Here is a 17,472-nt window from a genome sequence, read left to right as displayed (position 1 = left end):
CTCAGCTCCGGCGCAGCGACCACAGGGTCACCGGCCGCAGCGGCTGCCAGCCGGCCATGCCGCCCAGCGGCTCCGCGCGGCTGACGTTGATCCGCGTGAGCTCGCCGCCGTGGCGCTCGTGCGCCGCCGCCAGCACCGCGTCCCCTTCCACGGTCACGCTGCTGGCGACCAGCCGCCCGCCCGGGCGCAGTTGGCCGATGCAGTGCTCCACCAGCCCCGGCGTGGTCAGCCCGCCGCCGATGAAGATCGCGTCGGGTGGCGGCAGGTCTTCCAGTACCTCCGGCGCCCGCCCGTGGATGCACCGCAGCGCCGGCACCCCCAGCGCACTCGCATTGCGCGCGATGCGTTCCAGGCGCTCCGCGCGCGGCTCGATGGCCACGGCGGTGTTGGCCGGATCCGCCAGCATCCACTCGATGCCGATGGCACCGGAGCCGGCGCCCACGTCCCACAGCCGCTCGCCACGCCCGGGCGCCAGCAGGGCCAGCGCCACCGCCCGCACCTCGCGCTTGGTGATCTGTCCGTCCTGCTCGAACTGCGCCTCCGGCCGGCCGGCAGTGGCCGCGAGAACCTGCGCCGCCGGATCGGCCCGGCACTCCAGCGCCACGGTGTTCAGCGCCTCGATCGCGACCTCCGGCCAGGCCCCGGCGCGCGCGCTAACGCCCGCCTCGCGGTCCGCACCCAGGGACTGCAGTACGGTCAGGGTGGAATCGCCGAAGCCGAGTCCGGTCAGCCAGTGCGCCAGTTCCGCCGGGGTATCCCCGTCGCGGCTCAGGATCAGCAGTCGCGCGCCGTCATGCAGCCAGGGCCGCAGCGCCTCCATCGGCCGGCCGTGCACCGACAGGCAGCGGGTCTGCTGCAGCGGCCAGCCCATGCGCGCGGCGGCCAGGCTGAACGCCGAGGGCGCCGGCCAGACGCAGGTCTGCGCGACCGGAAAACGCCGCAACAGGGTCGCGCCCACCCCGAACCAGAACGGGTCGCCACTGGCGAGCACGCACAGCGGCTGCCCGGCGCGCGCCTCGATCCAGTCCAGCGCGGTCTCCAGCGGCGACGGCCACACCAGGCGCTCCTGCCCCGGCCGCGCCGGCAGCATCTCCAGATGCCGTGCGCCGCCGATCACCGTCGCCGCCGTGTCCAGCACCATGCGGGCATCCGGGGCCAGCCCGGCGAGCCCCTCCGCGCCCACGCCGACGATGTTCAGCCATGGCGCTCGCTCCTCGTTGGTGGCTAGACTGGTCATCCTCATGAGCTCCCGTTCATCCACCGATACCGGCCCCGGGGCGGCGCGCCCGCGGCAGATCCTGCTGCTGGGCGGCACCACCGAGGCCGCGGCGCTGGAACCGCTGCTGGACGGCCACCCGCGGCTGCACGCCACCGTGTCGCTGGCCGGACGCACGCGCAGGCCCGCGCCCTCGCGACTGCCGCGGCGCACGGGCGGGTTCGGCGGCGCCGACGGCCTCGCCGCCTGGCTGCGCGACCACGCGATCGACGCCGTGGTCGACGCCACCCACCCGTTCGCGCGGCAGATCTCGGCCAATGCCGTCGCCGCCACGCGCCGCGCCGGCGTACCCCTGGCCCGGCTGACCCGGCCGCCGTGGCAAGCCGGCCCCGGGGATCACTGGCTGCGCGTGCCCGACCTGGAGGCCGCCGCCCGCGCGCTCCCCGGCCTCGGCCGGCGCGTGCTCATCACTACCGGGCGCCAGCACCTGGAGGCCTTCGCGGCGGCGCCCGAGCTGGACTACGTGATCCGCACCATCGACCCGCCGGAACCGCCGCCGGCGCTGCCCCGGGTCACCTGGCTGCGGGCCCGCGGCCCGTTCAGCCTGGCCGACGAGCACCGGCTGCTGGAGACCCACGCCATCGACGTGCTGGTCACCAAGGACAGCGGCGGCAAAGCCACCGCTCCCAAGCTGCAGGCCGCGCGCGAACGCGGCATCCCGGTGGTGATAGTGGACCGGCCGCCGGACGCCCCCGGGGTGCCCCGCTTCCACGCCCCGCAGGCGGCCCTGGAGTGGCTGGAAGACCTCGCGCGCGTTCACCGCGACTCCGCCGACTCGACATAGCGCGGGGTGTACACATGGCGCCGGCCGGAGCGGCGCTCCAGCACCCGGGTGGAGGCGGCGCCGACGATCACCAGCGTGCTCATGTTGGCCGCCGCCGGATCCACTTCGCCGAGGGTGGCGACCCGCAGCTCCTCCCGCTCGCCGCGGCCCACCGCGGTGGCCAGAACCACCAGGGTGTCCGGGCCCTGGACCTCGCGCACGATGTCCAGCGCCGCGCCCAGCTGCCACGGTCGCGCGCGCGAGATCGGGTTGTAGAAGGCCATGGCGAAGTCGGCCTCGGCCGCCAGCCGCACCCGGCGCCGGATCAGCGACCACGGCTTGAGATTGTCCGACAGCGAGATCGCGCAGAAGTCGTTGCCCAGCGGCGCCCCCAGCCGCGCCGCGGCCGCCTGCATCGCCGACACCCCGGGCAGCACCTCCACCGCCACCGCATCCCAGCGGCCCGGCGGCGCGCCCTCCAGGGCCTCGAACACCGCCGCGGCCATCGCGAACACCCCGGGGTCACCCCCGGAGACCACCGCCACGTCGCGCCCCTCGGCGGCCATGTCCAGCGCATGCGCCGCGCGCGCCAGTTCCTCGCGGTTGTCGGAGGCATGCACGCGGTGATGCGCCCCGGCCACGCGCTCCAGATACGGCCCGTAGCCCACCAGATCGGTGGCATCCGCGAGCAGCGCGGTCACCTCCGGCGTGATCCATTCGGGGCCGGCCGGCCCGACCCCGACCACGGTCAGACGCCCGCTCATCGCCGCACCCCCTCGCCATGGATCACGATCAGGGAGAAATACGGCGCTTCCCCGGGCGTCTCCTCGAGCGCCTCGGCCAGCGGCCGCACGCGTTCCTCGTCGAAGCTCGCGCGTTCGATGTACCAGGCGCGCGCGGTCAGCCCCAGACGCTCCAGCACGCGGCGGATCTTCGGCAGCTGCTTGCCGAGCTTCATGATCACCGCGGCCTGCGCGGGCGCGAGCGCCGCCTCCAGTTCCGCCTCCGGCAGCGTCCCCGGTACGACGCTCAGGGTGTCGTCGCGCATCACCAGCGGCGCCGGCAGTTGCGCCGCCGCGGCGATCGGCGAGATCACCCCGGGCACCACCTCGCTGCGAAAGCGCTCGCGCAGGCGCAGTTGCACGTGCATGAACGAACCGTAGAAATACGGGTCACCCTCGTTGAGCACGCAGACCGAGCGGCCGGCCTCCAGATGCACCGCCAGGCGTTCGGCGCACTGGTCGAAGAACGCCTCGATGCGGCTGCGGTAGCTCTCCTCTTCGTGGGCGATCTCGTTGGTCACCGGATACTCCAGCGCCTCCTCGATCTGCCCGGGACCGATGTGCGCATCCGCGATGCGCCGCGCCTGCCCGATGGTCCCGCGCTTGCAGAAATACGCCACCACCGGCGCCTCGGCGATGCGCCGCGCGGCGCGGAAGGTCATCAGTTCGGGGTCCCCGGGGCCGGTGCCGACCCCGCAGAGCACCCCGGGTTCGACCGTTCCGGGTTCGACCGTTCCGGGCCCGCTCGTGTCCGCCGCACTCATGCCGGCTCCCTCCCCAGGCCGTTGACCGCCCCGGCAGTGATCGCGCTGCCGCCGCGGCGCCCGGCCACGGTCAGATATTCCAGCCCGAACGGGTTGTCCGCCAGCGCCTGTTTGCTCTCCACCGCGCCGACGAACCCCACCGGGATGCCGATCACCGCCGCCGGGCGCGGCGCGCCGTCGCGCAGCATCTCCAGCAGGCGGAAAAGCGCGGTGGGCGCATTGCCGATGGCCACCACGGCGCCGGCCAGCTCGGGACGCCACAGCTCCATCGCCGCCGCGCTGCGGGTGTTGTCCAGTTCGCGCGCCAGTTCCGGCACGCGCGCATCGCGCAGGGTGCAGCGCACCGGGTTGTCCGCCGGCAGGCGCGCGCGGGTGATGCCGTGGGCCACCATCTCGCTGTCGCACAGCACCGGGGCCCCGGCCTCCAGCGCCTGCCGGATCGCGCTGCCGGCACCCGGCGAGAAACGGATGTCCTGCGCCAGGTCGGGCATGCCGCAGCTGTGGATCATGCGTTCCACTGCCGCCACCAGATCCGCCGGGAAGCGCTCCAGGTCCGCCTCGGCGCGGATGATCGCGAACGACTCCGCATAGATCGCCTTCCCGTCGCGCTCGTAGCGCCAGGCCTCAGTCTCCGTCACGTTCGTCCTCCTCGCACAGCGCCGCGTCCACCGCGGCATTCCAGGCCTCGGGCCCGATCCGTTCCAGCATGGTCTGCAACTCCTCTCCAGCATTGCGTTGAAACGCCCGCTCCAGCGCCGCGATCCGGGCGCGCGCCTGCGCCGGGGCCAGCCCGCTCCATTCAAGAGCCACACCGGGCCGCGAGCGCAGCACCACGGCATGGCCGTCCGGCCGCGCGATCCACTCGACCACCCCGGCTTCCGTCCGCGGCGGCGCCCCGCAGCGCTTGTCGCAGGCGGATACCTGCAGCCGCATCCCGCTCGCGGCCAGGGTCGGCATGCGCTGCACCAGCGCGGCGGCCTCGCTGCGCGCGGCGATGTGCGCCGAGGCGCAACCCGGCTGCCCGACACAGGCATCCGCCGCCAGGCGCCGGTCGGCCGGCTCGGTCACCGCACCCAGTTCCCGCAGCAGTTGCTGCAGCTCCGGGGCGGCCTCCATGGCCACGCCGGTCACCAGCAGCGCCCGCCACGGCGTCAGGCGCAGGCCGCCGCCGTACGGCTCCAGCCACGCGGCCAGACGCTCCAGCCGGTCGGCGTCGATCACGCCGAACGGGAAGACCGCCCCCACCCAGGCCCCGCCGGCCGCCACCCCGAGCCAGTCCCCGGCGCGCACCGGCGTGTCGGCGTTGGCAACCACCCCCGGCGTCTCCCCCTCCGCGCCCGGCAGGCGCAGCGCCTCGCTCCCGGGCATGCCCAGTGCGTCGCGCAACCGCCCCGGCGGCGGATCCAGCGCGGCGCGCTGCTCGAGGAACGCGCGCAGGGCGCGCACCACCGCCGCCGGGGCGTGCTGCGCCGAGACCTCGCCGAGCGGGGTCGCCGTGGCCGCGGTGCCGCCGGCCGCCAGGCGGAAACGAGGCCCCGCGCCGGCGAGCGGGTCCAGACGCAGATCCGCCGGCACCCCGCGCAGCGAGGCACGCCCGCCACCGTCGACCACCACGCCCACCTTGGCCGGCAGACCCCGCAGCGCGGGCTCGTCGACGATCGCGGCGCTCACCGCGCGCGCCAGGGCCAGCACGTCCACCGCCTCCGGGTCGAGGTCCGGCACCGGCGCCGCCAGCACGTTGCGCCGCGCCTCGCGCTCCGCCTGCGCATCCACCAGTCCGGTGGGGGCCAGGGCCGCGCGCGCCGCGTCCAGGTCGCCGGCCGCCACGCCGCGCAGCTGCAGGTTGCCGCGCAGGGTCAGTTCCAGTTCGCCGTTGCCCAGGCGCCGCGCGGTGTCCGCCAGCACCCGCGCCGCGGTCGCCCCCAGCCCCCCGATCGGGTGGCGCAGGCGCAGCAGATAGCCGTCCCCGGTGGCCATCGGCGCCGCCACCCCGGGGCAGGCCCCGCGCACTCGCGGCGGCTGCGGCGCCGCCGGACGGTTCATGAGCGCAGCCTGCGGCTGTGGGCCAGCAGATACCAGGCCCCGCCCGCCACGATCACACAGGCGGCGGCCAGCACCGCGAAGGTCGTGGTCCAGGCGACCGCGCTGACCCCCAGCAGGCCGTGGCGGAAGCCCTCGATCACGTAGTAGAGCGGGTTCAGCTGCGCGACCCCCTGCCAGGGATCGGCCAGGCGCTCCACCGGATAGAACAGCCCGCCGAGATAGATCAGCGGGGTCAGCACGAAGGTGCTGATCACCGAGGTGTGGTCGAAGCTGCGCGCGTACAGGCCGTTGATCAGCCCCGCCAGCGAGAACAGCACCGCGGTGAGCAGCGCGATCCCCAGCACCGCCCCGGCGTGGTGCAGCTGCAGATCGCTGAACGGCAGTGCCACCGCCAGCACCAGCGCCCCGGCCAGCAGCCCGCGCAGTACCCCGGCGGTGGCAAACCCGGCCACCACCAGCCACGCCGGCATCGGCGCCACCAGGATCTCCTCGATATGGCGCTGCAGGCGCGCGCCGAACAGCGCGAGGCTGCTGTTGCCGTAGGCGTTGGTGACCACCGCCAGCATCACCAGGCCCGGCAGGATGAAGTCGGCATAGGGCACGCCGCCCAGGGTGCCGATCTCGCGCCCCACCAGATGCCCCAGCACCGCGAGAAACAGCACCGCGGTCACCAGCGACGGCAGCAGGTTCTGCACCCAGCCGCGCAGGAAGCGGCGCACCTGCTTCACCACCAACCCGCGCCAGGCGTACCAGTACAAGGCGGCGTTGTGCAGCGGGCTCATGCCGCGCCCTCCCCGCCGCGCTCGCGCAGCAGTTCGAGAAAGCGGGTCTCCAGCCGATTGCCCTTCTCGCGCAGCCCGGCGATACGCACCCCGGCGGCGGTCAGTTCCGCGAACACCGGGTTCAGCTCGGTGCCGCGCGGCACGTCCACCTCCAGGGTGTGAGCATCCACCGGACGCAGGGTGCCGGCGGACAGCGCGAGCTCCCCGGGCCGCGCCAGCGGCTCGGCCAGCTCCACCACCAGGGTCTGGAAGCGCAGCCCGCGCAGCAGCTCGCCGGTGCCGCCGCGGGCGATGATGCGCCCGCCATCGATGATGGCGAGCTCGCGGCACAGGCGCTCGGCCTCCTCCAGGTAATGCGTGGTCAGCAGGATGGTCACGCCATCCGCGTTGAGTTCCTGCAGCAGGGTCCAGAGGTCGTGGCGGGCCTCCAGGTCGACGCCGGCGGTGGGTTCGTCCAGCACCAGCAGGCGCGGCTGGTGCACCAGCGCGCGCGCCAGCAGCAGGCGCCGCTTGAAGCCCCCGGACAGCCCCCAGGCGGTCTGCCGGCGGCGGTCGGCCAGCCCCAGACGCTCGCACAGTTCGTCGGCGCGGCGGCGCGCCTGGCGCGGCGACAGTCCGTAGTAGGCGCCCTGGGTCTCGATGATCTCGCCCACCGGCTCGAAGCTGTTGAAATTGACCTCCTGCGGCACCAGACCGACCAGACGCCGCGCTGCCACCGGCTCGCGCGCGACGTCATGGCCGAAGATCCGCACCGTGCCGCGTTCCAGGCGCAGCAGCGAGGTCAGCAGCCCGATCAGGGTGGTCTTGCCGGCGCCATTGGGCCCCAGCAGGCCAAAGAACGCCCCCGGCTCGACGTGCAGGCTGACCCCGTCCAGGCCGACCCGGCCACCGCGATAGCGCTTGGCGAGGTCGTCGATGGCGATGGCCGGGGCGCTCATCGCGTCACCCCCGTGGCATGGGCGTGGTCCCCGGCCGTCCCCACCATCCGGCCCTGGCGATCCACCGCGACCACCTCCAGCGTGGTGTCGGGCAGCTGATAGCTGCGCGCCTGCTCCAGGGCCAGCGCCGCGATGCGGTCCCCCAGTGCCACGCCGGCCTCCTGACAGGCGGCGAGGGCCTCGATGCTGGTGTTGCAGCCGCGGATCTGCCGCGCCAGCGCGGCATCCGCCCCGGCGGCCTCGGCGGTGGCGGCGATGAAATCCAGGTCGATCGAGCTGCTGCGACTGTGGGTATCCGGGTGCCCGGCGGCGAACTTGCCCAGCTTGGCGAAGCCCGCCACCAGCGCGACGCGCGGCAGCGGCTGGCGCCGCAGGTACTTGAGCGCCGCGCCGAAGAAGTCGCCCATCTCCACCAGCCCCATCTCGTCCAGCCCGTAGCGCTCGCTCGCGGTGCGTTCGCTGGTGCCGCCGGTGCAGCAGGCGACCTGCCGCAGGCCGTTGGCCCGCGCCACGTCGATGGCCTGGTGGATGGAGGCGATGTAGGCGGAACAGGAGAAGGGCCGCACGATGCCGGTGGTGCCGAGGATGGAGATGCCGCCAAGGATGCCGAGGCGCGGATTCATGGTGCGCCGGGCGATGCGCTCGCCGCCATCCACGCCGAGCGTGACCCGGAACCCGCCCGCATGGCCCAGCTCGCGGGCCAGGCGCTCGAGGTGGTCGGTGATCATCCGCCGCGGTACCGGGTTGATCGCCGGTTCCCCCGGCGGCAGCACCAGACCGCTGCGGGTCACCGTGCCCACCCCGGGTCCGGCGACGAAGGTCACCCCCGCGTCCGGCCGTGGTTCCACCCGCGCGCGGATCCGGGCGCCGTGGGTGGCATCGGGATCATCGCCGGCGTCCTTGATGACCGCCGCCTCGGCACCGCCCGGAACCCGCTCCAGCGACGCCAGCGCCAGGCTGACCACCCGGCCGCGCGGCAGCACCACCTCCTGGCTCGTGGTCGCGCCGCCGCCCAGCGCCAGCCGCGCCGCCCCCAGGGCCGCCGCGGTCGCGCTGGTGCCGGTGGTCAGGCCGGTGCGCAGCGGAGCGGTGCCGTCGCGGCTCTCCGCGCGCATCGCTCCGGGTTGCGCGCCCGGCTCGGGTACGGGCTCAACCATGGATCCCGTCAACCGCGCCGAGGTCCATCGCGGGCGCCCCGGAAGCATCGCCGGTCAGCCGGGCGCGTTCGCCCACCACGTCGCCCACGATCAGCAGACTGGGCGACTCCAGCGCCAGCGCCGCGGTGCGCCCGGGCAGATCCCCTAGGGTGCCGGCGACCACGCGCTGCGCCGGCCGGGTCCCGTGCTCGATGATGGCGGCGGGCCGCGTGGCCGGGGCGCCGGCGGCGACCAGCCCGGCACAGATCTCCGCCAGCGGGTTCAGCCCCATGTAGATCACCACCGTCTGTCGCGGGGCGGCCAGCGCCTCCCAGTCCAGCTCGGTACTGCCGTTGCGCCGGTGCGCGGTCACGAACTGGCAGCGATGGGCATGATCGCGGTGGGTCAGCGGGATGCCGGCAAACGCCGCGCAGCCGCCGGCCGCGCTGATGCCGGGGATGACCCGCACCGGGATGCCGGCCGCCGCCAGTGCCGCCGCCTCCTCGCCACCACGGCCGAAGACATACGGATCTCCGCCCTTCAGCCGCACTACGTAACGCCCCTCGCGGGCGCGTTCGATCATCAGCGCGTTCAGCTCCTCCTGGCGCAGGCTGTGGTTGGAGCGCGCCTTGCCCACGTAGCAGCGTTCGGCCTGCGGACTGGCCATCGCGAGGATCGCCTCGGGGATCAGGCGGTCGTGCAGCAATACCTCGGCATCGCTCAGCGCCGCGGCCGCGTCCAGCGTCAGCAGCCCGGGATCACCCGGCCCGGCGCCGACCAGATCCACGCGGCCGGCGGCCGGCGTGCTGTCCGTGAACGCCCGGCTCATGACGCGAACAGGGCTGCGGCCGCCTCCGGATTGGAGAGGAACCAGGCGTGCAGGTAGGTGGCGGTCAGCCGGCCGTCGCGGTAGACCGCCTCGCCGGTGGAACCGGCGCCGCGGGCACGGGTGCAGTGCGCGACAGGTTCCAGCCCGACCTCGGCCCGGGTGTGGTGGAAGGTATGACCGCGCAGCTCGCCCTCCGGCAGCGGCGCCGCCTGCAGCCCGAGGCCCTGCAGCTTGTCCTCCAGACGCGCATGCCCCGGCAGCAGGCCGGCCATGGGCGCGGCGTGGCCGTCGCGGTCCGCCAGCTCTTCCAGCAGGTAGAGGAAGCCGCCACACTCGGCCAGGAGCGGCCGGCCGGCCTGATGATGCGCGGCCAGGTCCGCCTTCAGGCCGGTGTTGGCCGCCAGTGCCTCCAGGTGCAGCTCGGGATAGCCGCCGGGCAGCCACACCGCATCCACCTCGGGCAGGCGGTCGCCGGCCACCGGGGAGAAGAACTCCAGCCGCGCGCCCTGTGTGCGCAGGAACTCGAGGTTGCCCGGATAGGTGAAGGCGAACGCCGCGTCGCGGGCGATGCCGATGCGCAGCCCGTCCAGCCGCGGGGCCCGTTCGCTCCCGGAGTGCGAGTCGGACTCCGCACCGGCGTCCGCTTCGGGGGCGAACGCCACCGGGGCCGGCAACTCGGTCACCCCGGCCTCGGCGATCGCCTGCGCGGCGGCCTCCAGACGGGCGTCCAGGTCGGCGACCTCGCCGGCCTGCACCAGCCCGAGGTGGCGGTCGGGCACGCTCAGGGCCTCATTGCGCTGGATCGCGCCAAAGAAATGCACGCTGTCCGGCGTGGCATCGCGCAGCATGCGCCCGTGTCCCGGGCTGCCGGTGCGGTTGGCGATCACCCCGGCCAGTGGCATCTCCGGGCGGTAGGTCGCCAGCCCGTGCACGATGGCGCCGAAGGTCTGGGCCATGCCGCCGGCATCCACCAGCGCCAGCACCGGCAAGCCGAAGGCGACCGCCAGGTCCGCGCCGGAGGGGTCGCCGTCGAACAGGCCCATGGAGCCCTCGACCAGGATCAGGTCGGCATCCTGCGCGGCGGCATGCAGCTTCGCCCGGCAGGCCGCCTCGCCCACCATCCACAGATGCAGCGGGTCCACCGGATGCCCGGAGGCCTGCTCCAGGATCATCGGATCGAGGAAATCCGGGCCGGTCTTGAACACCCGCACCCGGCGCCCCTGGTTGCGGTGGTAACGCGCGATCGCGGCGGTGACCGTGGTCTTGCCCTGCCCCGAGGCCGGCGCCGCCACGAACGCGGCCGGACAGCTCACCGGGGCACTCATGCCGACACCCCCACCTGCAGGCCGGCCACCTGTCGGGCCCGGCGCCCGTCCGGCCAAAGACCGCGCGCGGTCAGGCCTCGCTCATAGGGGGCTCGGTATCCGGCGGTGCGTCCTCGAAGATGCGCCCGCCTTCCAGTGTCAGGCCGACGCTGCGCAACTCCACAGTATCCTCCATGGAATCGCGTGGATCGTGCGTGTACAGCACCCAGTGATCCTCCGGGTCGCGCCGGTAGAGCTCCACCGCGCCACTGGCCGGGTCGATCATCAGGTATTCCTGCAGCGAGGCCAGGGAGCGGTAGGCGGCAAACTTCGCCCCGCGGTCGAAGGCCTCGGTCGACGGCGACAGGACCTCCACCACCAGCAGCGGGGCCTGCTTGTACTGCTCGCGTCCCCGGTCCTGCGGATCGCAGGTGACCATCACGTCCGGATAGAAGAAGGCATCGGCCGCTTCCACCCGCAGCTTCATGTCCGCGATAAAGGTCCGGCAGGGTCCGCCCCGCAGGTGTTCGCGCAGCGCCGAAGCCACATTGAGCGAGATCGTCACGTGCCGATCCGAGGCCCCGCCCATCGCAAAGACCTCGCCGGCCACGAACTCGTGCTTCTCCGGCTGTTCGGCCTCCCACGCCAGAAAGGCGTCGGCATCCATCTGTGCGGGTTGCGGGTTGCCCATGCTGGAGTCTCCGGTTCGGGCCGTCGTCCCCCTGATAGTAGCGCAGCGCCATGGCTGCCCGCAGCGTCCGCCGTGTCACAGCTCGATCCCCTTCTGCGCCTTGATGCCGGCCTGGAAGGCGTGCTTGACGACCTGCAGTTCGGTCACCGTGTCGGCGGCGTCGATCAGGCCCTGCGGGGCCGCGCGGCCAGTGGTGATCACGTGCTGCATCTTCGGTCGCGCGGTAAGGTCCCGCACCACCTCGTCGACATCCAGATAGCCGTACTTCAGCGCGATGTGCAGCTCGTCCAGCAGCACCAGGTCGATGGCCTGATCGGTCAGCATGTCGCGGGCGTGGGCCCAGGCCTCGCGCGCGGCCTCGCCGTCCTTCTCGCGGTCCTGGGTCTCCCAGGTGTAGCCCTCGCCCATCACGTGGTACTGCACGTTGTCCTGGCGCTTGAAGAAGGCCTCCTCGCCGGTGGCGAAACGGCCCTTGATGAACTGCACGATGCCCACCTGCATGTCGTGGCCCAGCGCGCGCGCCGCCATCCCGAAACCGGAGGAGCTCTTGCCCTTGCCGTTGCCGGTCAGCACCAGGAACACACCGCGTTCCTCCTGCGCCTCGGCGATCTTGCGGTCCACCACTTCCTTCTTGCGCGCCATGCGCTCGGCGTGGCGGCGCGCGCGTTCGTCCTGTTCACTCATGGTCCTGTTCCTCGATTCGGTTTGCGGCCATCGGGCGGCCGGCTCGGGTGTGCTCAGTCGCCACCCTCGATCAGCAGCATGCGGCCGGTCTCCGGGTCACGGTAGACCTGGCCCATGGATTCGAAGCCGGAGCCGGCCTCGCCGGCGCCGTCGGGCAGTTCGGGAACCTCCTCGCCGGCCTCGACCTCCACGCCACCGGCTTCCTGCTGTTCCAGCCCGTCGTCGGCGGCCACCAGGGCCACGATCAGGCCGACCGCGAACACCAGCATGATGTCCGCAAGGTTGGCCAGCGGCCCCATGGGTTCCTCGTCCGGGGCGTCGAACCGGCTGGCACGGTAGTGCGGGACCCTCATGCCGCCTCCATGCGTTCCATCGCGCCGTCATACCAGCGCCGGCGCAGGCGGCCGAGCAGGAAGCCGAGGATACCGATCAGCAGCCCCAGGACCGTAGTGTTGAAGGCCACGGTCACCGCCTGCGCCAGTACGTCGAGTTCGCCCCGGCCCATGGCCGCCAGCCCCGGTCCCAGCGGGATCAGCGTCCCCATCAGCCCCAGCATGGGACCGATGCGTGCCAGCAGGTCGGCACGGTCAATGCGCCGCCGCGCCAGGAACGCCAGCCGCTCGGCATTGCCGCTGGCCTCCAGGCGCCGCACTCCGCCGGTACGCTCGCCGATGGCCTGTCCCAGCTCCCAGACGGCCACCGCGACCAGCACCAGCAGGCCGATGATCACCGGCTCCAGCAGCCAGCTCACCACCGTGTCCATCAGTTCCATCGTGATCGAGAACGACATTCGCGTTACCTCATCAATTTTTGTTCAGCGCTTCCTTAACGCCGGCGGCCGGCGACGATGCCTCCGAGCAGCAGCACGAACATGGCCCCGGAGACCAGCCAGGAGAGCCACGGCATGGCGCGCGCCTCGCCCGATTCGCGGCCGTCCTCGGCCTCCGCCGCCTCGACCTCGGCCGGCTCCGGGGCCTCCTGCATCTCGCGGGCATCCGGCTGTTCCAGCGGCTGGATCTCGGCCATGCGCGCCGGGTCGGTCTCGGCGGGCTCGCGTTCGATCTGCGCGGCCTCGCGCACGGCGTCGAAGGCCTCGGCCAGTTCCGCGTCGTCCAGGCGTTCGGCGACTTCGTCGAGCACGGGGTGATCCGGCCGCGTATGACCGCTGCCGGGCAGGCCGTGCTCGGCCACCAGTTCGGCGAAGTCCTCGGACAGCGCCTGCAGGACCTCGGGGTCGGCATCCCAGAACTCGCGGCTCGCGGCCACCAGCAGCGTGGCCTGCATGTGCGTCTTTACGTGCACCTTGTGGCCATCTTCCAGGAACTCGTCGAGCCCCAGGTCGTGCCGGTCCTGCAGATAGACGTCATGTACGTGATCCCACACCTCGGAACCGATCACGTGGGGACTGGTTACCTGCCAGCCCCACAGGTTGTTGACGAAATCGGCGGTGAAGGTCCGCGCCCCGGCATAGCCGTGGTCCATCAGCGGCTCGATCCACTGCGGGTTCAGGTTCTGCCCGTGCAGCTCGGTCATCAGCGCGCGCTGCAGGCTCTCAACGCGCGGGTTGTCGGAGTCGGCATGCTGCAGGATGCGATTGTCCGGCGGGGTTCCGCGGGCGTGTTCCACCGCGGCCGACAGACCGCCCTGGAAGTCGAAGCCGTCGTCGTTGTCGAGCAGGCCGTAGAGATGGCTGGCGCGGCCCAGATAGGTGCGGCCCACGCCTTCCAGGCGCGCATCGAAGGCCTCGTGGGCGGGCTCGCCGCGGGTCCCGGCGCCATAGGCATGCCCCATGCGCCGGGCATAGGCGTCGGCCAGCTCGGCGCGATCCTCCCAGGCCCCGGAGCGGTCGGCCAGACGGTTCACCCCGGCGCCATAGGCCCCCGGCGCGGTGCCGAACACCCGCAGCGCGGCCTGACGGCCGGCCTCGACCGCCTCCACGCCATCGGATTTCAGCGCCCGGGTATCGGCCACCCACTGGCTCGCCACGTCGTTGCGCTCCAGCGGCTCCCGGCCCGGATCCCTCAGGTCCTCGCCCAGGGGTTTCAGGGCCTCGTCCAGTGCTTCGTCCAGGTGGGGATATTCGGCGCGGATGGCCTTCGACGAGCCGTCCAGGGCCAGGCGCGCGGCCTGGTCCAGCCAGACCAGCTGATCCTCGTAGAGGTCGCGGAACAGGCCCGAGGTGGTGAACAGGGCGTCCCGGCGACGCTCACGATCGGCCTCGTCGAGATCCATCAGCTTCAGGCCCTCGACGATCCCGCGGCTGTTCCACTCGGGCTTCACCCCCAGCATGTCGAGTCCGAAGGCCACCATCACGCCTTCGTCGCGCACGGTGTCGGAGGCCCACAGCACGACGGCCTCGCTGCCTTCGGCTTCGGGGTCGCCCTGCTCGCGGGCATCCGCGGCCAGGTCCTGGCCCAGGCTCCAGGCGATGCGAGTGGGCACCAGATCGGAGGACAGGGCGTGGAAATTGCGCCCGGTGGGCAGCACATCCGGGGTGCGCACCGGATCGTTGCCGCGGCTCGGCGGCACGAAGCGGCCCTCGAGCCCGGCCAGCAGGTTCGCTCCCTCATTGGCGGGCGAGCCCTCCAGGTCTTCGCGCATCGCCGCGTCCGGCTCCGCGTCGCCGGCCATGGAGTCGAGCATGGTGTCCACGGCCTCGCCATCCCAGTCGCGGGCCAGCACATGCAGCCCGAGTGGCATGTGCTCCTCCTGCATGTCGGTCACCCAGTGACCGATGTCGTGGACCATCAGCTCCTCGTCGAGGTCCGCCAGGCCACCCTCGTGAGCCGGATCATGGTCATGCCCGTGATCATGGTCGTGCCCGTGGTCATGGTCATGCCCGTGGTCATGGTCATGCCCGTGGTCATGGTCATGCCCGTGGTCATGGTCATGCCCGTGGTCATGGTCATGCCCGTGATCGTGGTCATGCCCGTGGTCATGGTCATGCCCGTGATCGTGGTCATGCCCGTGATCGTGGTCATGCCCGTGATCGTGGTCATGCCCGTGATCGTGGTCATGCCCGTGGTCGTCACCACCATCATGCGCATGATCGTGATCATGGCTGTGGTCGTGGGCATCCATCGCCTCCTCGATGGTCTCGCTCAGACCAAGCTCCTCGATACGGGCCAGCAGCGTCTCCGCGGCACGGGCCTGAGTCGGCGAATTCGGATCGGTGCTCGCCTCGTAGCTTTCGACCAGCTGGCGCAGTTCCAGCAGGTCGTCGTAGAGCTCGGTGGTCGCCAGCGCCGGCGTCAGATGGCTGATGATCACGCCCTGGGCGCGACGCTTGGCCTGGATGCCCTCGCCCACGCCATCGACGATGTAGGGATACAGCACCGGCAACGGGCCGCCGAGGAGTTCAGGATAGTCGTCCGGGGCCAGCCCGGCGCGGCGCCGCGGCAGGAATTCGCGGGTGGAGTGGCGCCCCATGTAGACCAGCGCATCCGCCTCGAAATGGTCGCGCAGCCAGTGGTAGAAGCCCACGTACTGATGGGTGGGCGGGAACGTGGTGTTGGCGTGCAGCAGGCGCTCGCTGACTTCCCAGCCCCGCGGCGGCTGTGGGCCGATGAACACGTTGCCGTATTCGATCCCGGGGAAATGCATCGCCCCGTCGTGGGTCATGGCCTCGCCCGGGGGTTCGCCCCAGCCGCTCAGGCCCGGGATGCCGGTGCGCGTGAGGGCGTCGCGCAGGGATTCCGCCTGCGCCAGGTCGCCGCCGCCGTCCAGCAGCGCCTCCCACTCGCGCTCCAGCTGATCGATCAGTGACTGCGCACGCTGCTGTGCGTCATGCGAGTAGTTCTGCACCATGTGGCGCAGATCGCCGATGCCGTTCTCCAGCGCGCGCTCGGCGGCGTCGGTCGCGCCCAGCTCGCGGGCCTTGAGCAGCCGCTCGTGCAGATAGCCCACCGGACCGTGCACCAGTTCGGCCTGTACGGTCTCCGGCAGGGTCTCGAAGTAGGAACGATAAGTCTCCGCATCCAGGCTGGCCACGCGGCCGGCGATGTCGGCGGCCGCGTCGGCATGCTCGGGCAGGTTGACGCCGCGATCCTGGATATCGTCCAGCAGGGCCTCGGCATCTTCCGGGTGATCCCCGGTGTCGTAGCCCGCGTCGCGCAGCAGATCCAGGGTCTCCAGCAGCGACTCGGGGACATCCAGCTTGTCGGCGCCGATGTTGTGGCGCCCCGGCGGATGGTTGTAGTAGACGATGGCCACGCGCTTGTCGGCATTGGAGCGCTCGCGCAGGCGCTGCCAGCGGGCCATGCGTTCGGCCACCGCGTCGACCCGTTCCCGGATCGGCTCGGAGAGCATCAGGCGCACGCCGGTGCGGTCGTCGATCTCGGGCTCGCCGGCGGCGGCCAGCACCGTGGGCTGGCTCACGCCCTGCAGTTCGGGCATGGCGACCTGGTAGTGGATGCTGTCCCAGGGGATGCCATCATGCGCGACCCGCCATTCATCCTCGCTCCGCGAGGCCAGGCGCAGGCCCTTGACCACCGGCACGTCCAGCTCGCCCAGCGCCCCGGCAACCGCCTCGCGATTACCGCCGCCCCCGATCACGAAGTCCTGCAGGGAGACGATGCCGGCGAGATCGGCGGGTGCCGCCGACTGCGCCAGGTCCTCCACCGCCTGCCGGCTGGCGCCGCCCCAGCGCGCCAGCACGCCGAAGCACTGCAGATCGCGCGATTCCAGCGCGTCGCAGGCGGCATCCAGCAGTGCACGGTCGCCCGGCCGGTCGCCGGTGTCCAGGTCCAGCAGGGCGACCGCCGGGCGTTCATCCAGATCCATTGCGGCGGCGTCATCCACCGCGCGGCCGTCGTGGTAGAAGCGGATGGTCTCGCGCGGATCCGGCTGCGGCACGTCGATGTCGTGGCCGGCCTCGGCGGCCAGCCAGCGCATCAGGCCCTCCATGCTCTCCGGCGTACGCCCCTGGTAATACGCCCGGCCGGTGAGCCAGCCGGCCTGTTCGGGAAACGCCTGCCGCTGTTCCCGCAGGTGTTCGCGCGGATCCTCGTCGGCATCCGGATTGGTCGCCAGCTCGGTCCGCTCGTCGGCTTCCAGGCCGGCCAGCACGCGCTCGCCCCGCAACCGGGTCAGCGCCGTCAGCTGCCGGTCGCTGTTGATCGCCAGCAGCGGCACTTCGGCATCCGGACCGCGCTCGCGCAGCAGCCGCGTCAGCCGGCCGACCTCGTCGCCCAGCACCGCCGCCACCAGCACGGCGTCCGCGTCCTCCCACAACGCGGTGACCTCGGAGTCATCCTTGTCGGCCAGCTGCTCCGGCGTACGCAGGCGCACGTCGGATTCGGGGAAGGTCTCGAGGAAACGATGCGCCCCGGCCGTGACCTCGGCGGCGGAGCGATCCGAGACGATCCCGAGGATATGCGGCGAAGGGTCCGTGTCCGCCGCCGGGACTCCCGGCAGCAGCAGCGCCAGCAACAGGGGGGAGCGTTTTTTCCATGTACTCATCTTCAACACCCGGATTCGTG

Annotated in this window: 16 protein-coding genes; 1 reads left to right on the top strand and 15 read right to left on the bottom strand. The window is 72.4% G+C overall.

Annotated elements, in window-relative coordinates:
- Position 1: 1 nt before the first annotated feature.
- A complete protein-coding gene (locus tag F620_RS0105210; RefSeq protein ID WP_019569727.1) occupies positions 2-1,237 on the bottom strand; it encodes a bifunctional cobalt-precorrin-7 (C(5))-methyltransferase/cobalt-precorrin-6B (C(15))-methyltransferase in 1,236 nt (411 codons plus the stop codon).
- A gap of 4 nt (positions 1,238-1,241) precedes the next feature.
- On the opposite strand from F620_RS0105210, the gene F620_RS0105205 reads away from it, so the two are divergent.
- Complete coding sequence (locus F620_RS0105205; protein ID WP_019569726.1) at positions 1,242-2,060, top strand: cobalt-precorrin-6A reductase; 819 nt, start codon at positions 1,242-1,244, stop codon at positions 2,058-2,060.
- On the opposite strand, the gene cobJ is transcribed toward F620_RS0105205, so the two are convergent.
- The 14 genes from cobJ to F620_RS0105135 form a co-directional block, all read right to left on the bottom strand.
- A complete protein-coding gene (gene cobJ / locus F620_RS0105200) occupies positions 2,033-2,803 on the bottom strand; it encodes a precorrin-3B C(17)-methyltransferase (protein WP_019569725.1) in 771 nt (256 codons plus the stop codon). The two genes, F620_RS0105205 and cobJ, sit on opposite strands and share 28 nt — an antisense overlap.
- A complete protein-coding gene (locus tag F620_RS0105195; protein WP_019569724.1) occupies positions 2,800-3,585 on the bottom strand; it encodes a precorrin-2 C(20)-methyltransferase in 786 nt (261 codons plus the stop codon). Before F620_RS0105195 ends, cobJ begins: the two co-directional genes overlap by 4 nt.
- A complete protein-coding gene (locus tag F620_RS0105190; protein WP_019569723.1) occupies positions 3,582-4,223 on the bottom strand; it encodes a precorrin-8X methylmutase in 642 nt (213 codons plus the stop codon). The genes F620_RS0105195 and F620_RS0105190 overlap by 4 nt, the downstream gene beginning before the upstream one ends.
- A complete protein-coding gene (gene cobG / locus F620_RS0105185; RefSeq protein WP_019569722.1) occupies positions 4,210-5,628 on the bottom strand; it encodes a precorrin-3B synthase in 1,419 nt (472 codons plus the stop codon). The genes F620_RS0105190 and cobG overlap by 14 nt, the downstream gene beginning before the upstream one ends.
- On the bottom strand, positions 5,625-6,410 hold the full coding sequence (locus tag F620_RS0105180) for an ABC transporter permease (protein ID WP_019569721.1): 786 nt from the start codon (positions 6,408-6,410) through the stop codon (positions 5,625-5,627). The genes cobG and F620_RS0105180 overlap by 4 nt, the downstream gene beginning before the upstream one ends.
- Positions 6,407-7,348: an ABC transporter ATP-binding protein gene (locus F620_RS0105175; protein ID WP_019569720.1), complete on the bottom strand. Its 942-nt coding sequence runs from the start codon at positions 7,346-7,348 to the stop codon at positions 6,407-6,409. The genes F620_RS0105180 and F620_RS0105175 overlap by 4 nt, the downstream gene beginning before the upstream one ends.
- Entirely contained in the window at positions 7,345-8,463 is a 1,119-nt protein-coding gene (locus F620_RS0105170) for a cobalt-precorrin-5B (C(1))-methyltransferase (protein ID WP_019569719.1), read from the bottom strand. Before F620_RS0105170 ends, F620_RS0105175 begins: the two co-directional genes overlap by 4 nt.
- A gap of 34 nt (positions 8,464-8,497) precedes the next feature.
- Positions 8,498-9,313, bottom strand: coding sequence for a uroporphyrinogen-III C-methyltransferase (gene cobA / locus F620_RS0105165; protein ID WP_019569718.1), 816 nt, complete (start codon positions 9,311-9,313; stop codon positions 8,498-8,500).
- Entirely contained in the window at positions 9,310-10,638 is a 1,329-nt protein-coding gene (locus F620_RS0105160; protein WP_019569717.1) for a cobyrinate a,c-diamide synthase, read from the bottom strand. The genes cobA and F620_RS0105160 overlap by 4 nt, the downstream gene beginning before the upstream one ends.
- A gap of 70 nt (positions 10,639-10,708) precedes the next feature.
- On the bottom strand, positions 10,709-11,308 hold the full coding sequence (locus tag F620_RS0105155; protein ID WP_019569716.1) for a Uma2 family endonuclease: 600 nt from the start codon (positions 11,306-11,308) through the stop codon (positions 10,709-10,711).
- Between the two features lie 75 nt (positions 11,309-11,383).
- Positions 11,384-11,992, bottom strand: a complete 609-nt coding sequence (cobO, locus tag F620_RS0105150) for a cob(I)yrinic acid a,c-diamide adenosyltransferase (RefSeq protein WP_019569715.1) — start codon at positions 11,990-11,992, stop codon at positions 11,384-11,386.
- A 53-nt stretch (positions 11,993-12,045) separates the two neighbouring features.
- On the bottom strand, positions 12,046-12,345 hold the full coding sequence (locus tag F620_RS0105145; protein WP_018946961.1) for a DUF2149 domain-containing protein: 300 nt from the start codon (positions 12,343-12,345) through the stop codon (positions 12,046-12,048).
- Entirely contained in the window at positions 12,342-12,782 is a 441-nt protein-coding gene (locus F620_RS0105140; protein ID WP_019569714.1) for a MotA/TolQ/ExbB proton channel family protein, read from the bottom strand. The genes F620_RS0105145 and F620_RS0105140 overlap by 4 nt, the downstream gene beginning before the upstream one ends.
- Positions 12,783-12,817: 35 nt before the next feature.
- A complete protein-coding gene (locus F620_RS0105135) occupies positions 12,818-17,422 on the bottom strand; it encodes a cobaltochelatase subunit CobN (RefSeq protein WP_019569713.1) in 4,605 nt (1,534 codons plus the stop codon).
- Between the last annotated feature and the right edge of the window lie 50 nt (positions 17,423-17,472).

Source organism: Thioalkalivibrio sp. ALE11, assembly GCF_000381205.1.
Taxonomy (GTDB): Bacteria; Pseudomonadota; Gammaproteobacteria; order Ectothiorhodospirales; family Ectothiorhodospiraceae; genus Thioalkalivibrio.
The sequence above is the reverse complement of the archived record's forward strand: the minus strand, read 5'-3'. Positions and strand labels throughout refer to the sequence as shown.